The following is a 14683-nucleotide window of genomic DNA, read 5'->3' on the forward strand; positions in this document are numbered from 1 at the left end:
CAGAAATGACGCAATCAACCATGCAGGCAGCGGTTTGGTACGCAGCAAAAGATCTACGCGTTGAGCACGTGTCGATACCCGCTATCAGTGATTCTCACGAGGTAAAGGTTAAAGTTGCTGCGTGCGGTATCTGCGGCAGCGATTTGCACGAGTATGCGGCAGGGCCGATTTTTATTCCCGTGGGCGAGCCGCATCCTATTAGCGGTGAGCAGGCGCCGATTATTATGGGCCATGAGTTTTCCGGTGAAGTCGTCGAAATCGGTGAAAAGGTATCGCGGGTGAGTGTCGGCGATCGCGTGGCCATTGAGCCGATTCTTTCCCCCCATAAAGACGGGGCTTACTTGATGGAGCGCTACAATTTGACGCCGGAGCTGGGCTTTCACGGCCTATCCGGCGGCGGTGGCGGTTTCTCTGAGTTCACCGTAGTCGGCGAGCACATGGTGCATAAGCTGCCGGATGGCCTAAGTTTCGAGCAAGGCGCGCTGATAGAGCCCGCGGCGGTTGCGCTGCATGCGGTGCGCCAGAGCTGCCTAAAAGCGGGCGACAGTGCGGCGGTATTTGGCGCAGGTCCGATTGGGCTCATGACCATAGAAGCGCTAAAGGCTGCCGGTGCTGCTCGTGTTTATGCTGTTGAGGTGGCCCCCTCACGCAAGGCAAAAGCTGAGTCGTTAGGTGCAACGGTCATTGATCCCCAGCAGGGAGATGCCGTGGCCAAACTTCAGGCATTAAGTGGCGGCGGTGTTGACGTCGCGTTTGAGGTGACGGGAATTCCTGCCGTTTTGAATCAGGCGTTGCATAGCACTCATGAAGGCGGTGAGACGGTCGTGGTGAGTATTTGGGAAGGGGAGGCTAGCTTTCATCCCAACGACTTGGTCATCAAAGAGCGCACCATGAAGGGTATTATTGCCTATCGGCATGTTTACCCCGCCGTTATTGCGCTGATGGAGCGCGGCTATTTCCGCGCAGAAGATATGGTGACTCAGCGCATTGCGCTGGTGAATATCATCGAGGAGGGTTTTGAGGCACTGCTTAGCGATAAGTCGCAGGTGAAGATTATCGTGACCCCTTAGCGCCTGCGCTACGATGATGCACCGCACCCGACTAATGCTTTGGTCTGGTGCGGTTTTTTTTTGCTTCAAACATCAGTCAATGTCTTTTTATTATTTAAGATTTTGAAATATATGTTTTTTATTTTTTTTGGCATGCGAATCGCTATATATATGGCAAAGGATGATTGAACAGAGTGATGTGGCGATTAATGTGTTGCTCACCCTTCATCATCTACATCGCTAGACAATCTAGCGATACACAGAGTGAGCTGGCGTGCTCCACCTAGTCCCCTTCGGGGGACTTTTTTTATGCGTGGAAAAAACTATCAGACTTGGAATTCTTATAACAAAATTTTACATGCAATTTGGAAACACTGTTCGTATACTATATACTATACAGGAAAGCCGGATAACCGGCACCGTAATACCAAGGCGCAAGGGAACTAGCGCTGCATAGAGAGGATAAATCTAATGAGCAATATGAAACTGATTTCCGCCGCTGTAATCACTGCTAGCTTCGCACTGGCAAGCCAAGCGGCTCTCGCTTATAACGCTGGCGACGTATTCGTTCGTGGCGGCGTTGCCAAGACCAATACAGGCTCAGGTAATGGTAACGTAGCGGGTGATTCACTTAATGTGCAGAGCGAAAGCGGCTTTACTTTCGGTGCTGGTTATCTCCTTACCGATAAAGTAGGCCTGGAGCTAAACAGCTCTGAGAAATTTGAGCACGAGCTTAATACAGCATCTGCCGGTGGCGTTGGTAGCATTGACCGTCTTCCTATTAACCTGCTGGTGAATTACTACCCGATGGGTGGCTTAGATTCACGCGTTCAGCCTTATGTAGGTGCTGGTCTTAACTACACGCGCTTCTCTGGCGAGCCGAGCGGCTTCAACGTTGATGAAAGCTATGGTGTGATTGGCCAAGCAGGCGTTGATCTTGCGATCACTCAGAATATCCTGCTTAACGGCTATGTTAGCTATGCTGACGTACGTTCTGATATCAACGCAAATGGTGCTGGTCAAGTTGGCGAAATTGATATCGAGCCTGTCACTATTGGCGGCGGTGTGACTTACCGCTTCTAAGTTCTATATAGCCTGAGTTTATATAGACATAAGCTTTATGTGACTTATGCTCTATGTGGCACCACGTGTCATATAAAGTGTTAGTGAATCATCGCCCGGCCTTGTGCCGGGCGATGTGCATTCTACACATTGATAAGACCTGCTAAACAGTAATAAGACGTTCTAAAGGGTGGCAACACGCTTTCAGGGCGTTAGATTGTCAAAACCGCTTTCCGTCACCGCCACATTATCCTCAATGCGAATACCGCCACAGGGCGAGAGTTGGTCTATCAGCGGCCAGTTAATGGGCAGTGAAGAGTTACGCAGCGGTTCAAGCAGCATGTCGATAAAATACAGGCCTGGCTCAATGGTAACTACCATGCCAGGGCGGAGCGTGCGGGTTAAGCGCAGAGCCGGGTGATTTTCCGGCGCTGGCGCGGGGGTGCCGTCGGGGTGGCGCAACCCGGCTACATCGTGCACCTGTAGACCCAGCGAATGACCTAGCCCGTGAGGGCAGAATGCTCGCGTGGCGCCTTTAGCAACGGCTTGCTCGACCGTGCCTTGGAATAGCTCGTGAGCAATGAGTATTTCAGCTAAGTGATGATGCATTTGCTCGTGAAGCGCCACAAAGCTAACGCCGGGCGCTACGCCTTTAACCAACTCATCTTTTAAGCCATGCATTGCCGTGACTAGCTCGCCAAAGGCCGCTGGTGCATCGGGGCCGGCGTATGTACGGGTAATATCCGCGCAGTAACCACGAAAGCGTCTGCCTGCATCGACCAATAAGCTATAGCGTTGTTTAGGTGCTTTGAGATCGTAATGCTGGTAGTGCAGAACACCGGCATGTTGATTTAGACCAATAATGTTCTGGTAAGGGACGCTTGATTCACGCTGACGACTTGCCGCTAAGTAGGCGAGCTGAATATCCAGCTCACCTGAGGCGCCAATAAAGGCGGCCTGCGCAGCTTGATGGCCCGCTATCGCTAAGCGATTTGCTTCGCGCAGACAGGCAATTTCATACGGCGTTTTGAGTAGTCGCAGTTCATCCAGTGCATGGACGATAGTTGCTGGCTGGCATTCGGCGTTTAACGATTGCAGGGTGCTAGCGGGGAGGCGTTCAATATCACCAATAATGGCAGCTTTGCCAGCCAGTGACGGGGCAACTTTATCGCTACATAAATGAATGTCGAATTCGGCAACCCAGGGCTCTTCAGGCAGGCGCGTGGGCAGATGCCAAAAGTCAGCCGGGGCATAAAGATAAAGCTGGGGTCGTTTTTCGGGTTGAATCATCAGCCAGCTATGCTGAACGTCAGCTAGGCCCACCCAGTGCATAAAATGGCCGTAGGTTTGAAACGAGGCAGCGTGGTCATCTGCAAAATGGTCGCTAGCGTGACCGCTGTAAATGGCCAGGCTATCCAATTGATGGTCGGCTAGTAGTGTCGCGTAAGCACTTTGTAGATGTACTAAGTGTTCGCGCTGCAGTTTAAATAGAGTCGTTGACATAACAGCAGTGCCTTTTCTCAAGTAAGTTTTCTCACAGACATCATCATCAGGCGCGGGGCGGTGCGAGCTCGCTCCAGAACCCGTCAAGTTCAGCGTGGTGATGGCTTTGATGTCGATATAGGCGTAGTTCCATAGGGACATCCCAGCGGCTGTCGCCTGCTCGTACTAGGGTCCCTTGAGCAAGCTCAGACGCTACGTTGCGCTCCGGTAGCCAGCTCATGCCGTAGCCCAGCAGCACCAACTCTTTTATGCCGGCTGCGTAAAGGTTTTCACTCTGCACGGTTAAATGGGTGCTTTGTGGCATCCTGGCCAAATGTGCTTTAACCGCAGACCCAAGCAGCCCGCGCTTAGGGTAAGCAAGTCAGGACACCGGCTGGTCGCGAGAGCCTGGCAGCAGCGCACAGGGGGCACCATCGGCATTTAACCCCGTCACTGGAATGAGTCTTTCGTGGCCAATGACTCGGTAGTTACAGGCGCTAGTATCAATATCAAGATCGCAGCGCCCAGCCGGCCAGTAGCAAATAGCAAGGTCACACTCGGCACGTGCTAGGGCTTGAAAGTAGTCGCTGGCCACCCAGCCAGTTGCCCGTAGGTAGGGCTGCACGCGATCGTGCCATCCCGTAGACGTTAGCCATTCAGGTAGAAAATGAGGCAGCAGGCTCTGCGGTGCTGCGACCATAATACGCCGCTGCTGGCCGGCATTAATTTCGCGCACACGCGCACGGGTTAGCCGCACGCGCTCGGTTACCTGCTCACACAGGGTTAAAAACTCGTCCCCGGCGGGAGTGAGCGAAAGCGGCAGCGTTTGACGGTTAATCAGCGTTACGCCCATCTCCTCCTCAAGTAATTTAATACGACGGGAAAAGGTAGGCTGCGTAACGTGCTGATCATCTGCTGCGCGTGAGAAGTGCCGAGTTCTGGCCAGGGCAATAAAATCTTCTAGCCAGCGAATTTCCATGTTTTACCTCTCCATGCCTTTCTTCGCTGGATGTATGCCGCCCATTTCATAGGCGGCCCTCTTCAACAGCGTGGCACGCTACGCGCGTTCCGTCATCCTGGGTTTGCAATAGGGGGATTTCTTGCTTACAGCGCGCGTTAACATACGGGCAGCGGCCATGAAATACGCATCCGCTGGGTAGGTTCACCGGGGTGGGCACTTCACCTGTTAGGCGAATATGCTGTGGGCGATCATCTTTCAGGCGTGGAATCGCTGAAAGTAGCGCCTGGGTGTAGGGGTGACGTGGCTTTTCAAACAGCGTCGCCGTGGTGGCAATCTCGCAGACCGTGCCTAGGTACATCACCGCCACACGTGTACCAAAGTGCTCGACGACCGCAAGGTCGTGGGTAATGAAGAGATAGGTGAGATTGCGCTCTTGCTGAGCTTCCATCAGCAGGTTAAGTACCTGGGCCTGGATGGAAACGTCGAGTGCGGAAATAGGCTCATCGGCAACGATAAACTCAGGGTCAACGGCCAAGGCACGCGCAATCGCGATACGCTGGCGCTGACCTCCGGAGAACTCGTGCCCAAAGCGTTTGCCCCAGTCAGGATCAATGCCCACTGAACGCATCACCTGCTCGACCTTATCGAGAATCTGCTGACGCTTCCAGTCAGGATGATGCAGGCGCAGCGGCTCTTCCAGCGTTTGCTGAATCGTCATGCGCGGATTCAGCGACGCGTAGGGGTTCTGGAAAATCATCTGCATGCGCTTGCGATATGGCAATAGCTGACGCGAACTTAGATTGTCGATACGCTGGCCGTCGTAGAAAATTTCACCTTCTGATGGTGTTAATAGCCCCATGACCGTCCGAGCGACGGTGGATTTTCCGCAGCCTGACTCGCCCACGACACAGAGCGCTTCGCCGCGCTTGATATCCAGATTAACGCCGTTGATGGCATGCACATATTCTTGGTGGCGAACCAGCTTGCCGCCTTTAAAGCGCAGCTGTTCTAGAAAATCGCCGGAGAGCGAAAAACGCTTTTTGAGATCGCGGATCTGGAGCAGCGAATCAGCGCTCTGTTCGTTCTGACGCGGGGTAGGCATCGTGGTCGGATTATCCGCTATAGCCTCAGGCTGTGAACTCATGAGGTTTCCTCCTTCAAGCGGCGGTCTTCAAGCATTTCAGCCACCATATGACACGCAACACGACAGTTGCCTGATTCGACAAATTCAGGCACTTGCTGCGTACAGGCCGGGCGAGGTTGGCCATCGGCGCGATTGATAAAATCGCAACGCGGATGAAACGCGCAGCCGCTGGGAAGGTTAGAAAGCGACGGCATGCTGCCACGAATCTGATTGAGCCTTTCGCCGGGCGTGGCCATCTGCGGTAGGGCGTTGATTAAGCCTTGCGTATACGGGTGTTGCGGATCATTGATAATTTCCCGCGTTGGCCCTTGCTCGATCACTCGACCAGCGTACATAACCAGCATGCGCTGGGTGACCTGGCTGACCACGCCAAGGTCGTGAGTGATCAGGATAAGCCCCACGTTATGCTGTTCGCAGAGTTCCAGCAACAGGGCCATGATCTCAGCTTGTATCGTCACGTCAAGGGCCGTGGTCGGCTCATCGGCGATGATAATATCTGGATCAAGCAGCAGCGCAATCGCAATAATAATACGCTGGCGCATGCCACCTGAAAGCTCATGGGGGTACTGATCTAAACGCGTTTCCGGCGAGGGGATTTGCACCTGACGCAGTTTGTCGAGGGCAATCGCGCGGGCATCTTTGGACGAAATGCGGCGGTGGGCTTTCAAGCACTCGATCATCTGCTCGCCAATAGCCAGCACGGGATTGAGCGTCATCATTGGGTCTTGAAAAATCATCGAAATGCGGTTGCCGCGGACCTTGCGCAGGCCGCGTTCAGACATGCGATTAAGCACTTGGCCGTCAAAGTTAATAGTACCGCCCGCAATAAAGCCCGGCTTAGCAATCAAGTTGAGCAGCGAAAACGCAGCGACCGACTTGCCCGCGCCAGATTCACCGACAATGCCCAAGCGCTCGCCGCGCTCAAGGCTAAAATTAATGTCTCGTAAGGCGTGTACTTCACCTTGGCGAAGTGCGAAGCGGACATCGAGGTTGTTGACTTCAAGTAGTGCCATGGTGTCCTCAGCCTTTGTAGAGTCGTGGGTTCATGACATCGCGCAGCCAATCGCCGAGTAGATTGATCGACAGCACCAGTACAACGAGTACCAGGCCCGGAATCAGGGTGATCCACCAGGAGCCCGATTGAATATAGTCAAAGCCAGATTTGATTAGTGATCCTAGCGATGGATGCGTTTCCGGCATTCCCAGCCCCAAAAACGACAGTGCCGCTTCAGAGATAATCGCGTTGGCAATCTGCACTGTTGAGATAACAAAGATAGGCGACATGGTATTGGGCAGCACATGGCGAAACATAATCCGCTTGCTGCGCAGACCCATGACGCGGGCGGCGTCAACATACTCTTTGTTTTTCTCAGCCAGTACAGAGGCGCGCACGGTGCGGGCATACTGTGGCCACTCAGCTAGGCCGATAATTAAAATCAGCATCATCACTGCATATTGGCTATAGAAAGCGCTTCCCATCGTCGCTTTGACTACGGCACCTACCACGATGGCGACCATTAGGGTTGAAAACGATAGCTGAATGTCGGCAAGGCGCATCAGAAGAGTATCAACTCGCCCGCCAAGGTAGCCCGCCATCAAGCCAAAGGTGATACCAATCAGGGCTTGCAGAATCACAGCGCCAAAGCCGATCAGTAGAGAGACGCGTGTGCCGTAAAGCACAATCGACCATAGATCACGCCCTTGGGCATCGGAGCCCAGTGCAAAACGGTCGTCTGCGCCGTCAATCCAGAAGGGCGGCATTTCTGAAGCCATGATGTCGATCTGAGCCAGGTTATAAGGATCAGTCGGCGCCAATAGGGGCGCAGCAAAGGCGGCAACCACCATGCAGATAAACACTGCTAGGCATAGCTGGGCAGTGCGGTCGCGTTTAAAGCTGTACCATAAATAAGAATCGCGTAGACGTTCCCAACGGCCGGGGGGGGAGGACTTAGTCGGTGATGATTTAGCCGGTGATGATTTAGTGGTCATTGTCATGCGGGCTTCCCTGTCAGTTTAACAGTGGGATTCACGAAGCCGTAAATCAAGTCCACGATGGTGTTGGTGATCACGAATATGACGCCGACAATCATCAGGTAGGTCACAATCAGCGGAATATCGGCACGATTGATAGCGTCTAAAAACATCAGACCCATGCCCGGCCATTGGAAAACGGTCTCTGTCAGAATGGTATAAGCCACCATGGTGCCGATTTGCACGCCGCCGACGGTAATAACGGGCAGCATGGTGTTCTTCAGCGCATGGACGAAGTAGACGCGGCGCATAGAAATGCCTTTAGCTCGCGCATACTTGACGTACTCTGACTGGAGTACTTCCATCATTTCAGCGCGGATCAAACGAATGAACAACGGCAGCATGATGGAGGCCAGTGAAACGGCGGGTAATACCAAATGCTGCAGGCCATTCCAGGTGGCTAAGTTGGTATCCCAGTTGCCTACGACATTGACAAGATCATAGCCGCGGCCAAAGGAGGGCATGTTGCCTTTAGTAGAAAAGAAGCTGTTGAGCCATGCGCCCCAGCCCGTACTTTCTGGAAACACGGTGACGGTCACGCCAATGGCAAAAATCTGAATAAGGACGATCGCGGTTAGGAACACCGGTATCGAAATGCCGATAATAGAGACGCCCATGAATAGGCGTGAAATCGGTGAGCGGGGCTTAATCGCGCTGTACACGCCAATGGGCACTGAGAACAGCATGATAATCAGCGTGGCTGCAAACACCAGCTCTAACGTGGCCGGTAAGTGGCGGCCAATGACCTGCAGCGCAGGTTCACGATAAAAGTACGAGTCGCCAAAATCGCCTTGTACCGCGTTTTTGGCGAACCGCACATACTGCACTACGAAGGAATCGTTGAGGCCTAAGCGCTCGCGAAGAGCCTCACGCTCGCTTTCAGGTACCGACTGGCCCACCATTTGCTGTACGGGGTCACCCAGGTTGTCCTGGATGGCGAAGGCCAGCACGCTGATGACGAACATCACCAAAATCGCGTGCATCAGCCGCTTGATTAGAAAGGCAATCATGGCGTACGCCACCTATATAATGGGTTCAACAAAGGGAGTTGGGACACGTTATGCAGAATTATTGACCGCCAATTAAAAGGCTTCGCCCCTTAAACGCTTAAGGAACGAAGCATGCTTGCGGCTAACTCTTTTGCAATTAACGCTGCAGTGACTTGCTTAACGCTGTGTCACTAACTCGCGATGGATTGATTAATCATCGCTGCGATTAATGACCAGGTCACCTAGGTAAGGGAAGTCAATGGCGTTGACCACTGGCTCAATGTCGATACCCTCTGCGGCGGCGTAGGCCAGATTCTGCCAATGCAGCATGATGAAGCCGGCATCTTCATACAGCATAGCTTCAGCTTCGCGGAGCATTTCGTTGCGTTTTTCTAGGTCGACTTCGCTATCAGCTGCGGTGACCAATGCATCGATTTCTTCGTTGCAATAGTTGCCGTAGTTATATTGGCCAGCGCCAGATTCATCATCAATGCAGAAGGAGAGGTACTGGAAGAAGTTAGCGGTGTCTTCGGTGTCCGAGTGCCAGCCAAGCAGCGCCATATCAGATTCGCGCGTATCGTACTCCGGCCAATACTGGGCAAGCGGCATGGTGCGCAGGTTAACATTAATGTTAATTTGCGCCAGCATGTTGGATACCGCTTGAGCGATTTGAGCATCGTTCACATAGCGGTTGTTGGGCGCGATCATCTCAACGCTGAAGCCATCTTCATAGCCTGCTTCGGCCATTAGCTCTTTGGCACGCTCAATGTCATAGCGCGGCACTAAATCCGAGTTGTGACCTGAGTAGCCCATCGGTGAGAACTGGCCAGCCGGTGTCGCGAAGCCGCGCATCAAACGATCGGCAATACCTTCCTGATTGATCGCTAAATCAACGGCTTGACGAACGCGAGCGTCCTGGAAGGCTTCCACACGCTCTTCGTTCATTTGGAGGCCAATAATGCGTGTACCGTCAATCTCAACTAAATCAACGCCGTTGGCTTCCCGCACGCGATCTAAGTCATTGGGCGGTACGGCATCAATGAAGTCGACACCGCCTGAAAGCAGGGCAGCAACGCGTGAGGCATTTTCAGCAATAGGGGTTAACACGATGCTTGAAACGTTGCCTTCGCTTTCGGTGTCCCAATAGTCGTCAAAGCGCTCGAAATCAACCCGTACGCCCTGGCGGCGGTCGGTGACAACGAAGGGGCCAGTGCCTGAAACGTTGCGTGAAGCGAAGGAGTTACCGGCTTTAACTATTTCAGCTTTGTCTTTGCCATCGTCAGTTTCACCGCTGTAGTACTCGCTATCCATTGGGAATATATAGGTGGCGAGGTTAAGCAGCAGCGGGTAAGGCTCAGTAGTCACGATTTCAACGGTATAGTCGTCAATGGCTTCGGCGCTCGCTACCGGCTCAAAAATGGCGCGGTAGTCAGGGCTTTCTTTTAAACGCTCAATGGTCCAAACCACGTCTTTGGCAGTGAAGGGGTTACCCGAGTGGAAAGTGACGCCTTCACGCAGTGTCATGCGCATGGTGGTTTCGTCGACCTGTTCCCACTCACTGGCTAGGCGAGGCTCGAATTGAAAGTCTTTTGTCCAGCGTACTAGCGGGTCAAACGTTAAATGCGATAGGCGCAGCATGCCGCCGGATAGCTGCTCGTGTGGATCAAGCGTTTCAGGATCAGCGGAGTAACCAATGCGCAACGTTTCAGCGCTAGCCGTCATCGGCAGCAGCGTCGTACCGGCAACCACTGCACCAATAACAGTCGCTAGCAGAGTCTTCTTGAACGTCATATTCGTTCCCTTTATTCATTGTTTATTATTAATTTTACGGATGTTTTCTTGTATCGAGCGATACTTTAAATTGAGAAAACGCCAGTAAAACAGACACGGTCAGCTCGTAAGCTATGCTAACAACATAGTGAATACCCATAGCCTCATACAATCGAAATAATGACAGGCATCATTCGTCTACTAAATGACAGCGCTAAGGACGGCGTACAATCGCCTACTGACTCGGCAAAAGCATTGCAGGTAAAATAGCGCAAACATCAGAGAGGGACTCACCATGTGGAAACAAATTGGCATCGCCGTAATAGCAGGGTGGCTGCCCGTCGGTAGCGTGGCCTCTGATCAATCGCTGCAGCAATCGCCGGACATTACAGGAATGCTTGAGGGCGATTCACAAGAGTGGTTTGTATTAAGCCAAGGTGATGACTCCAATGCCTCGTTCGTCGAATTTGGTGACGACATTAACATCGATATCACCGGTTTTATCGACCCTGAGCGCTGGGATGCGCAAGAGGCGCTGTCTATTAGCCTAACTGTGCGTGACGGTCAGTTGTTGAGTGCCGCCGTTCTTCAGCTTATTGGCACATCGACGTCCCCGCCTTTATATACTTCTGACGGCGGTGACGTGACGGTTTCACTGACGCACTACGAGCGTGATGGCCAAGCGGTGCATGTAGCGGGCACCATCCAAGGGATGCTGGCGCTTCAAGTTCAGCTAGGTGATGCGCCGGATCCCAATGAAAGCATTGATATTGACGTGACGTTCGATATCGAGGCGCAGAAGATAGAGTTTTAAATCTAAGGCCCAACTGCGCCGGGCCTTCTTGTGTCGCTCAACCGAACTGCTGATGCAGCCAGCTATTAATAGTATCTGACTCGTACATCCATTCCTCACGCCCATCGTCATGAGCGATCTTTAAACACGGCACTTTACTTTTGCCGCCGCCTTCTAAGAGCGCCTGCTTGTGGGCGGGGTCAAGCTGAGTATCGCGTAACTCAATATTCAATCCCAGGCGTGCAATCTCTTTACGTACCTTTATGCAAAAAGGGCAGGTGCGAAATTGATACAGTGTAAGGCCCTGGCACGCTTGATCAACGCGAGCCTGATCTTCAGGCGTGCGCTCAATTGACGTCGGTGTAGTGAGCTTTTCCGAGACAATCATAACGGGGGCGAGTACGGCGCGAAGACCACGGAAAAAGTAGCGAATAAGAATGCGCATATAGGGCTCCTTGGCTGATAACAGCATGACAAGTGGGTCGACGAATTGGCGATAAAACGCATAAAGAGTGGCCGCATCCTGCAACAACTGAAGGGATTTGTCACTTGAAGAGCTTTGACGGGCGTTAATCGCGGTTTATAACGATGAGGTGATGAGCAAATTGCACCAGCATGCTAGGCTATTTAGCTATTTTTGCGCCTATTTTGTAATGCATTTATGGGCAGTTAACTAGTTGAAATCATTTATTGGCGATTAACGGGGCGAGAGGCATGCACCTTCATATTATTGGTATCTGCGGCACCTTTATGGGCAGCCTAGCGTTACTGGCGCGCGAGCTGGGGCATGAAGTTAGCGGCTCTGATAAGAATGTTTATCCGCCCATGAGTACTCAGTTGACTGATGCTGGGATTACCTTGATGGAGGGTTATACAGCAGAGCATTTATCGCCAGCTCCCGATCTTGTCATCGTAGGTAATGCGTTATCACGCGGTAATGCAGAGGTCGAAGCGCTACTTAATAGCGGCGTACCGTATACCTCGGGTGCGCAATGGTTGGCTGAGCACGTGCTGCCAGGGCGGCGCGTTATTGCCGTTGCCGGCACCCATGGCAAAACCACGACGGCTAGCGTTGTCGCGTGGCTATTAGAAAGCGCCGGTTTAGCACCGGGCTTCTTGATTGGCGGCGTGCCGCGCAACTTTGGCGTATCGGCACGGCTAGGCGATCCACAGGCGCCGTTTATAGTCGAGGCCGATGAATATGACACGGCCTTCTTCGATAAGCGCTCCAAGTTTGTTCACTATCGCCCTCGTATCGCGATTCTCAATAATCTTGAATTTGACCATGCTGATATCTTTCCCGACCTGGCCGCCATTGAGCGCCAGTTCCATCACTTGATTCGCACCGTGCCCAGCCAAGGTCATTTGCTGGTCGCTGATGAGCAGCCCGCCCTGGACCGCGTTCTGGAGCAGGGAGCCTGGACGCCGGTCGCGCGCTTTGGCAATCAAAACAATAGCCAGTGGCAGCTGCGCTTAGAACGTGCTGATGCCAGCCGCTTTCAGGTCATCCACTGCGCGGATGAGCACGGCCAGGATGAAGATGCTGTCGTTGAGTGGCCGTTAACGGGAGAGCATAACGCGCGTAATGCGCTTGCCGCGCTAGCAGCCGCGCACCTGTGCGGGGTTGATTTAGCCCGTGGTTGCGCTGCATTGGCGCGGTTTGAAACGCCCAAGCGGCGCCAGGAAGTGCGTGGTGAAATCAATGGTATTCAGGTAATTGATGATTTTGCCCATCACCCCACGGCCATTGCCGCCACGCTCAAAGGGCTACGTGCCGCCACTGCCAAAGGCCGCTTGCTGGCCGTTATTGAGCCACGCTCAAATACCATGCGTTTAGGCGCGCTACGCGAGCGTTTGCTTGAAAGCGTTGCTGATGCTGATGCCGTGTTTTGGTTTCAACCCAGCGGGTTGGACTGGTCGATGGAGGAGCTTGTCGCCGAACAAGATGGCCGTGGGCAGCTATTTAGCGAGATCACGGCGCTAGTAGAGGCCGTGGTTAGTCAGGCGTCACCGCTAGATCGTATTGTGGTCATGTCCAACGGTGGTTTTGAGGGCGTTCATGAGCGCCTGCTTGCCGCGCTAACAATCGCCAAGGAGAGCCAAGCGTGACAAACACAAGCGGTACATCGTTCAAAAAGCCGATTACGGTGGCGCTGACGGGCGCCTCGGGGGCGCAATATGGCTTACGCCTGATTGATGTATTGGTCGCCGCCGGTCATGAAGTATGGGTTATGGTGTCAAAAGCAGCCCACATGGTGATCGCAACAGAAACGCCTTTCTCACTCCCCGCGCAGCCCCAGCGTTTAGTGGAGGCGCTCAGTGAGCGCAGTGGGGCGCAGGCTGGGCAAATACGCTGCTTTGGGCGTGAGGACTGGATGGCACCCGTGGCATCCGGTTCAGGCGCGCCCTCAGCCATGGTCGTTTGCCCGTGCTCCACTGGATCGCTGTCAGCTATCGCAACAGGGGCCAGTAATAACTTGATTGAGCGGGCCGCGGATGTCGCTATTAAAGAGCGGCGCACGCTGGTGCTGGTGCCGCGCGAAAGCCCGCTGTCGCCCATTCATCTTGAGCACATGCTGGCGTTGAGCCGCCTGGGGGTGGTCATTTTGCCTGCTGCACCAGGATTTTATCATCGCCCTCAGAGCATTGATGATCTTATTGATTTTATCGTAGCGCGTATTCTTAACCAGCTGGGCATTGAACATACTTTGCTCCCTCGCTGGGGCGAAGCTGGTAGTGCGGCGACTCCTCCTTCTGCACAGGAAGATTTATAGATGATGTCTTGGGCGACACTTTCGGTTTTTGTGCCAACGTTTCTCTTTGTTTCACTAACGCCAGGGATGTGCATGACGCTCGCCATGGTGCTTGGGATGACCCAGGGCGTTAAGCGGACGCTATGGATGATGATCGGGGAACTGGCGGGCGTGGGCTTAGTCGCCGCCGCCGCCGGTGCGGGCGTTGCCGCGCTCATGCTGCGTCAGCCTGAATTATTTGTGCTGTTTAAATGGGTGGGGGGCGCCTATCTCGGTTATTTAGGCATCATGATGTGGCGCTCGCGTGGGCGTATGGCGATTCCTAGCGAGCTGGATGCCGGCCCACCGGCCAGCCGCCTTCAATTGGTAACGCAAGGGTTTGTCACGGCCGTAGCCAATCCTAAAGGATGGGCCTTTTTTATGGTTTTGCTGCCGCCATTCTTGGACGGTGGCCGCCCTCTGTTTGGCCAGCTCAGTCTTCTGATTGCAGTGATTTTGACTATCGAGTTTGCGAGTATGCTGGTCTATGCCACTGGCGGCAAAACGTTGCGCAACGTGCTGGGTAAAAGCGGCAACGTGCGTTTGCTAAATCGCATAGCCGGTACGCTGATGATTGGCGTGGCCCTGTGGCTGGCGCTGGGTTAGCTAA

At 53.4% G+C, this 14683-nt stretch carries 13 protein-coding genes and 1 pseudogene; 6 read left to right on the forward strand and 8 right to left on the reverse strand.

What is annotated here, in order from left to right; all coding sequences use genetic code 11:
- The first annotated feature begins 5 nt into the window (after positions 1-5).
- Together ACT3TF_RS14725 and ACT3TF_RS14730 are read left to right on the forward strand one after the other, a co-directional pair.
- The gene (locus tag ACT3TF_RS14725) at positions 6-1070 is read left to right on the forward strand and encodes a 2,3-butanediol dehydrogenase (protein ID WP_441684797.1); all 1065 of its coding nucleotides are present in this window, start codon (positions 6-8) and stop codon (positions 1068-1070) included.
- 450 nt (positions 1071-1520) lie between these two features.
- Positions 1521-2132: an OmpW/AlkL family protein gene (locus tag ACT3TF_RS14730; RefSeq protein ID WP_176483388.1), complete on the forward strand. Its 612-nt coding sequence runs from the start codon at positions 1521-1523 to the stop codon at positions 2130-2132.
- A gap of 183 nt (positions 2133-2315) precedes the next feature.
- Here ACT3TF_RS14730 and pepQ read toward each other — a convergent pair whose 3' ends face one another.
- From pepQ to ACT3TF_RS14765, 7 genes and pseudogenes are all read right to left on the reverse strand, one after another.
- On the reverse strand, positions 2316-3614 hold the full coding sequence (gene pepQ / locus ACT3TF_RS14735) for a Xaa-Pro dipeptidase (protein WP_444672436.1): 1299 nt from the start codon (positions 3612-3614) through the stop codon (positions 2316-2318).
- A gap of 46 nt (positions 3615-3660) precedes the next feature.
- Positions 3661-4572, reverse strand: a pseudogene (locus tag ACT3TF_RS14740) (LysR family transcriptional regulator).
- A gap of 46 nt (positions 4573-4618) precedes the next feature.
- Positions 4619-5656, reverse strand: coding sequence for an ABC transporter ATP-binding protein (locus ACT3TF_RS14745; protein WP_096282343.1), 1038 nt, complete (start codon positions 5654-5656; stop codon positions 4619-4621).
- Between the two features lie 38 nt (positions 5657-5694).
- Entirely contained in the window at positions 5695-6711 is a 1017-nt protein-coding gene (locus ACT3TF_RS14750; protein ID WP_096279552.1) for an ABC transporter ATP-binding protein, read from the reverse strand.
- Between the two features lie 7 nt (positions 6712-6718).
- Entirely contained in the window at positions 6719-7693 is a 975-nt protein-coding gene (locus ACT3TF_RS14755) for an ABC transporter permease (protein WP_444625627.1), read from the reverse strand.
- Positions 7690-8739, reverse strand: a complete 1050-nt coding sequence (locus ACT3TF_RS14760) for an ABC transporter permease (protein ID WP_441684791.1) — start codon at positions 8737-8739, stop codon at positions 7690-7692. The genes ACT3TF_RS14755 and ACT3TF_RS14760 overlap by 4 nt, the downstream gene beginning before the upstream one ends.
- Positions 8740-8928: 189 nt before the next feature.
- Positions 8929-10509: an ABC transporter substrate-binding protein gene (locus tag ACT3TF_RS14765; RefSeq protein WP_444672438.1), complete on the reverse strand. Its 1581-nt coding sequence runs from the start codon at positions 10507-10509 to the stop codon at positions 8929-8931.
- Between the two features lie 274 nt (positions 10510-10783).
- On the opposite strand from ACT3TF_RS14765, the gene ACT3TF_RS14770 reads away from it, so the two are divergent.
- Positions 10784-11302 carry a hypothetical protein gene (locus ACT3TF_RS14770; protein ID WP_444672439.1) on the forward strand — a complete coding sequence of 173 codons (519 nt, stop codon included), beginning with the start codon at positions 10784-10786 and terminating at the stop codon, positions 11300-11302.
- Between the two features lie 37 nt (positions 11303-11339).
- Here ACT3TF_RS14770 and ACT3TF_RS14775 read toward each other — a convergent pair whose 3' ends face one another.
- Positions 11340-11726, reverse strand: a complete 387-nt coding sequence (locus ACT3TF_RS14775) for a glutaredoxin family protein (protein WP_096279559.1) — start codon at positions 11724-11726, stop codon at positions 11340-11342.
- 269 nt (positions 11727-11995) lie between these two features.
- On the opposite strand from ACT3TF_RS14775, the gene mpl reads away from it, so the two are divergent.
- Genes mpl through ACT3TF_RS14790 form a run of 3 tightly spaced genes read left to right on the forward strand, consistent with a single transcriptional unit; the run spans position 11996 to position 14679 of the window.
- Positions 11996-13390 carry a UDP-N-acetylmuramate:L-alanyl-gamma-D-glutamyl-meso-diaminopimelate ligase gene (gene mpl / locus ACT3TF_RS14780; RefSeq protein ID WP_444672440.1) on the forward strand — a complete coding sequence of 465 codons (1395 nt, stop codon included), beginning with the start codon at positions 11996-11998 and terminating at the stop codon, positions 13388-13390.
- On the forward strand, positions 13387-14055 hold the full coding sequence (locus ACT3TF_RS14785) for a flavin prenyltransferase UbiX (RefSeq protein ID WP_096279563.1): 669 nt from the start codon (positions 13387-13389) through the stop codon (positions 14053-14055). Before mpl ends, ACT3TF_RS14785 begins: the two co-directional genes overlap by 4 nt.
- On the forward strand, positions 14056-14679 hold the full coding sequence (locus tag ACT3TF_RS14790) for a LysE family translocator (RefSeq protein ID WP_176483389.1): 624 nt from the start codon (positions 14056-14058) through the stop codon (positions 14677-14679).
- Positions 14680-14683: the final 4 nt, after the last annotated feature.

This window comes from Halomonas sp. AOP25-F1-15, assembly GCF_052378675.1.
GTDB lineage: Bacteria > Pseudomonadota > Gammaproteobacteria > Pseudomonadales > Halomonadaceae > Vreelandella > Vreelandella casei.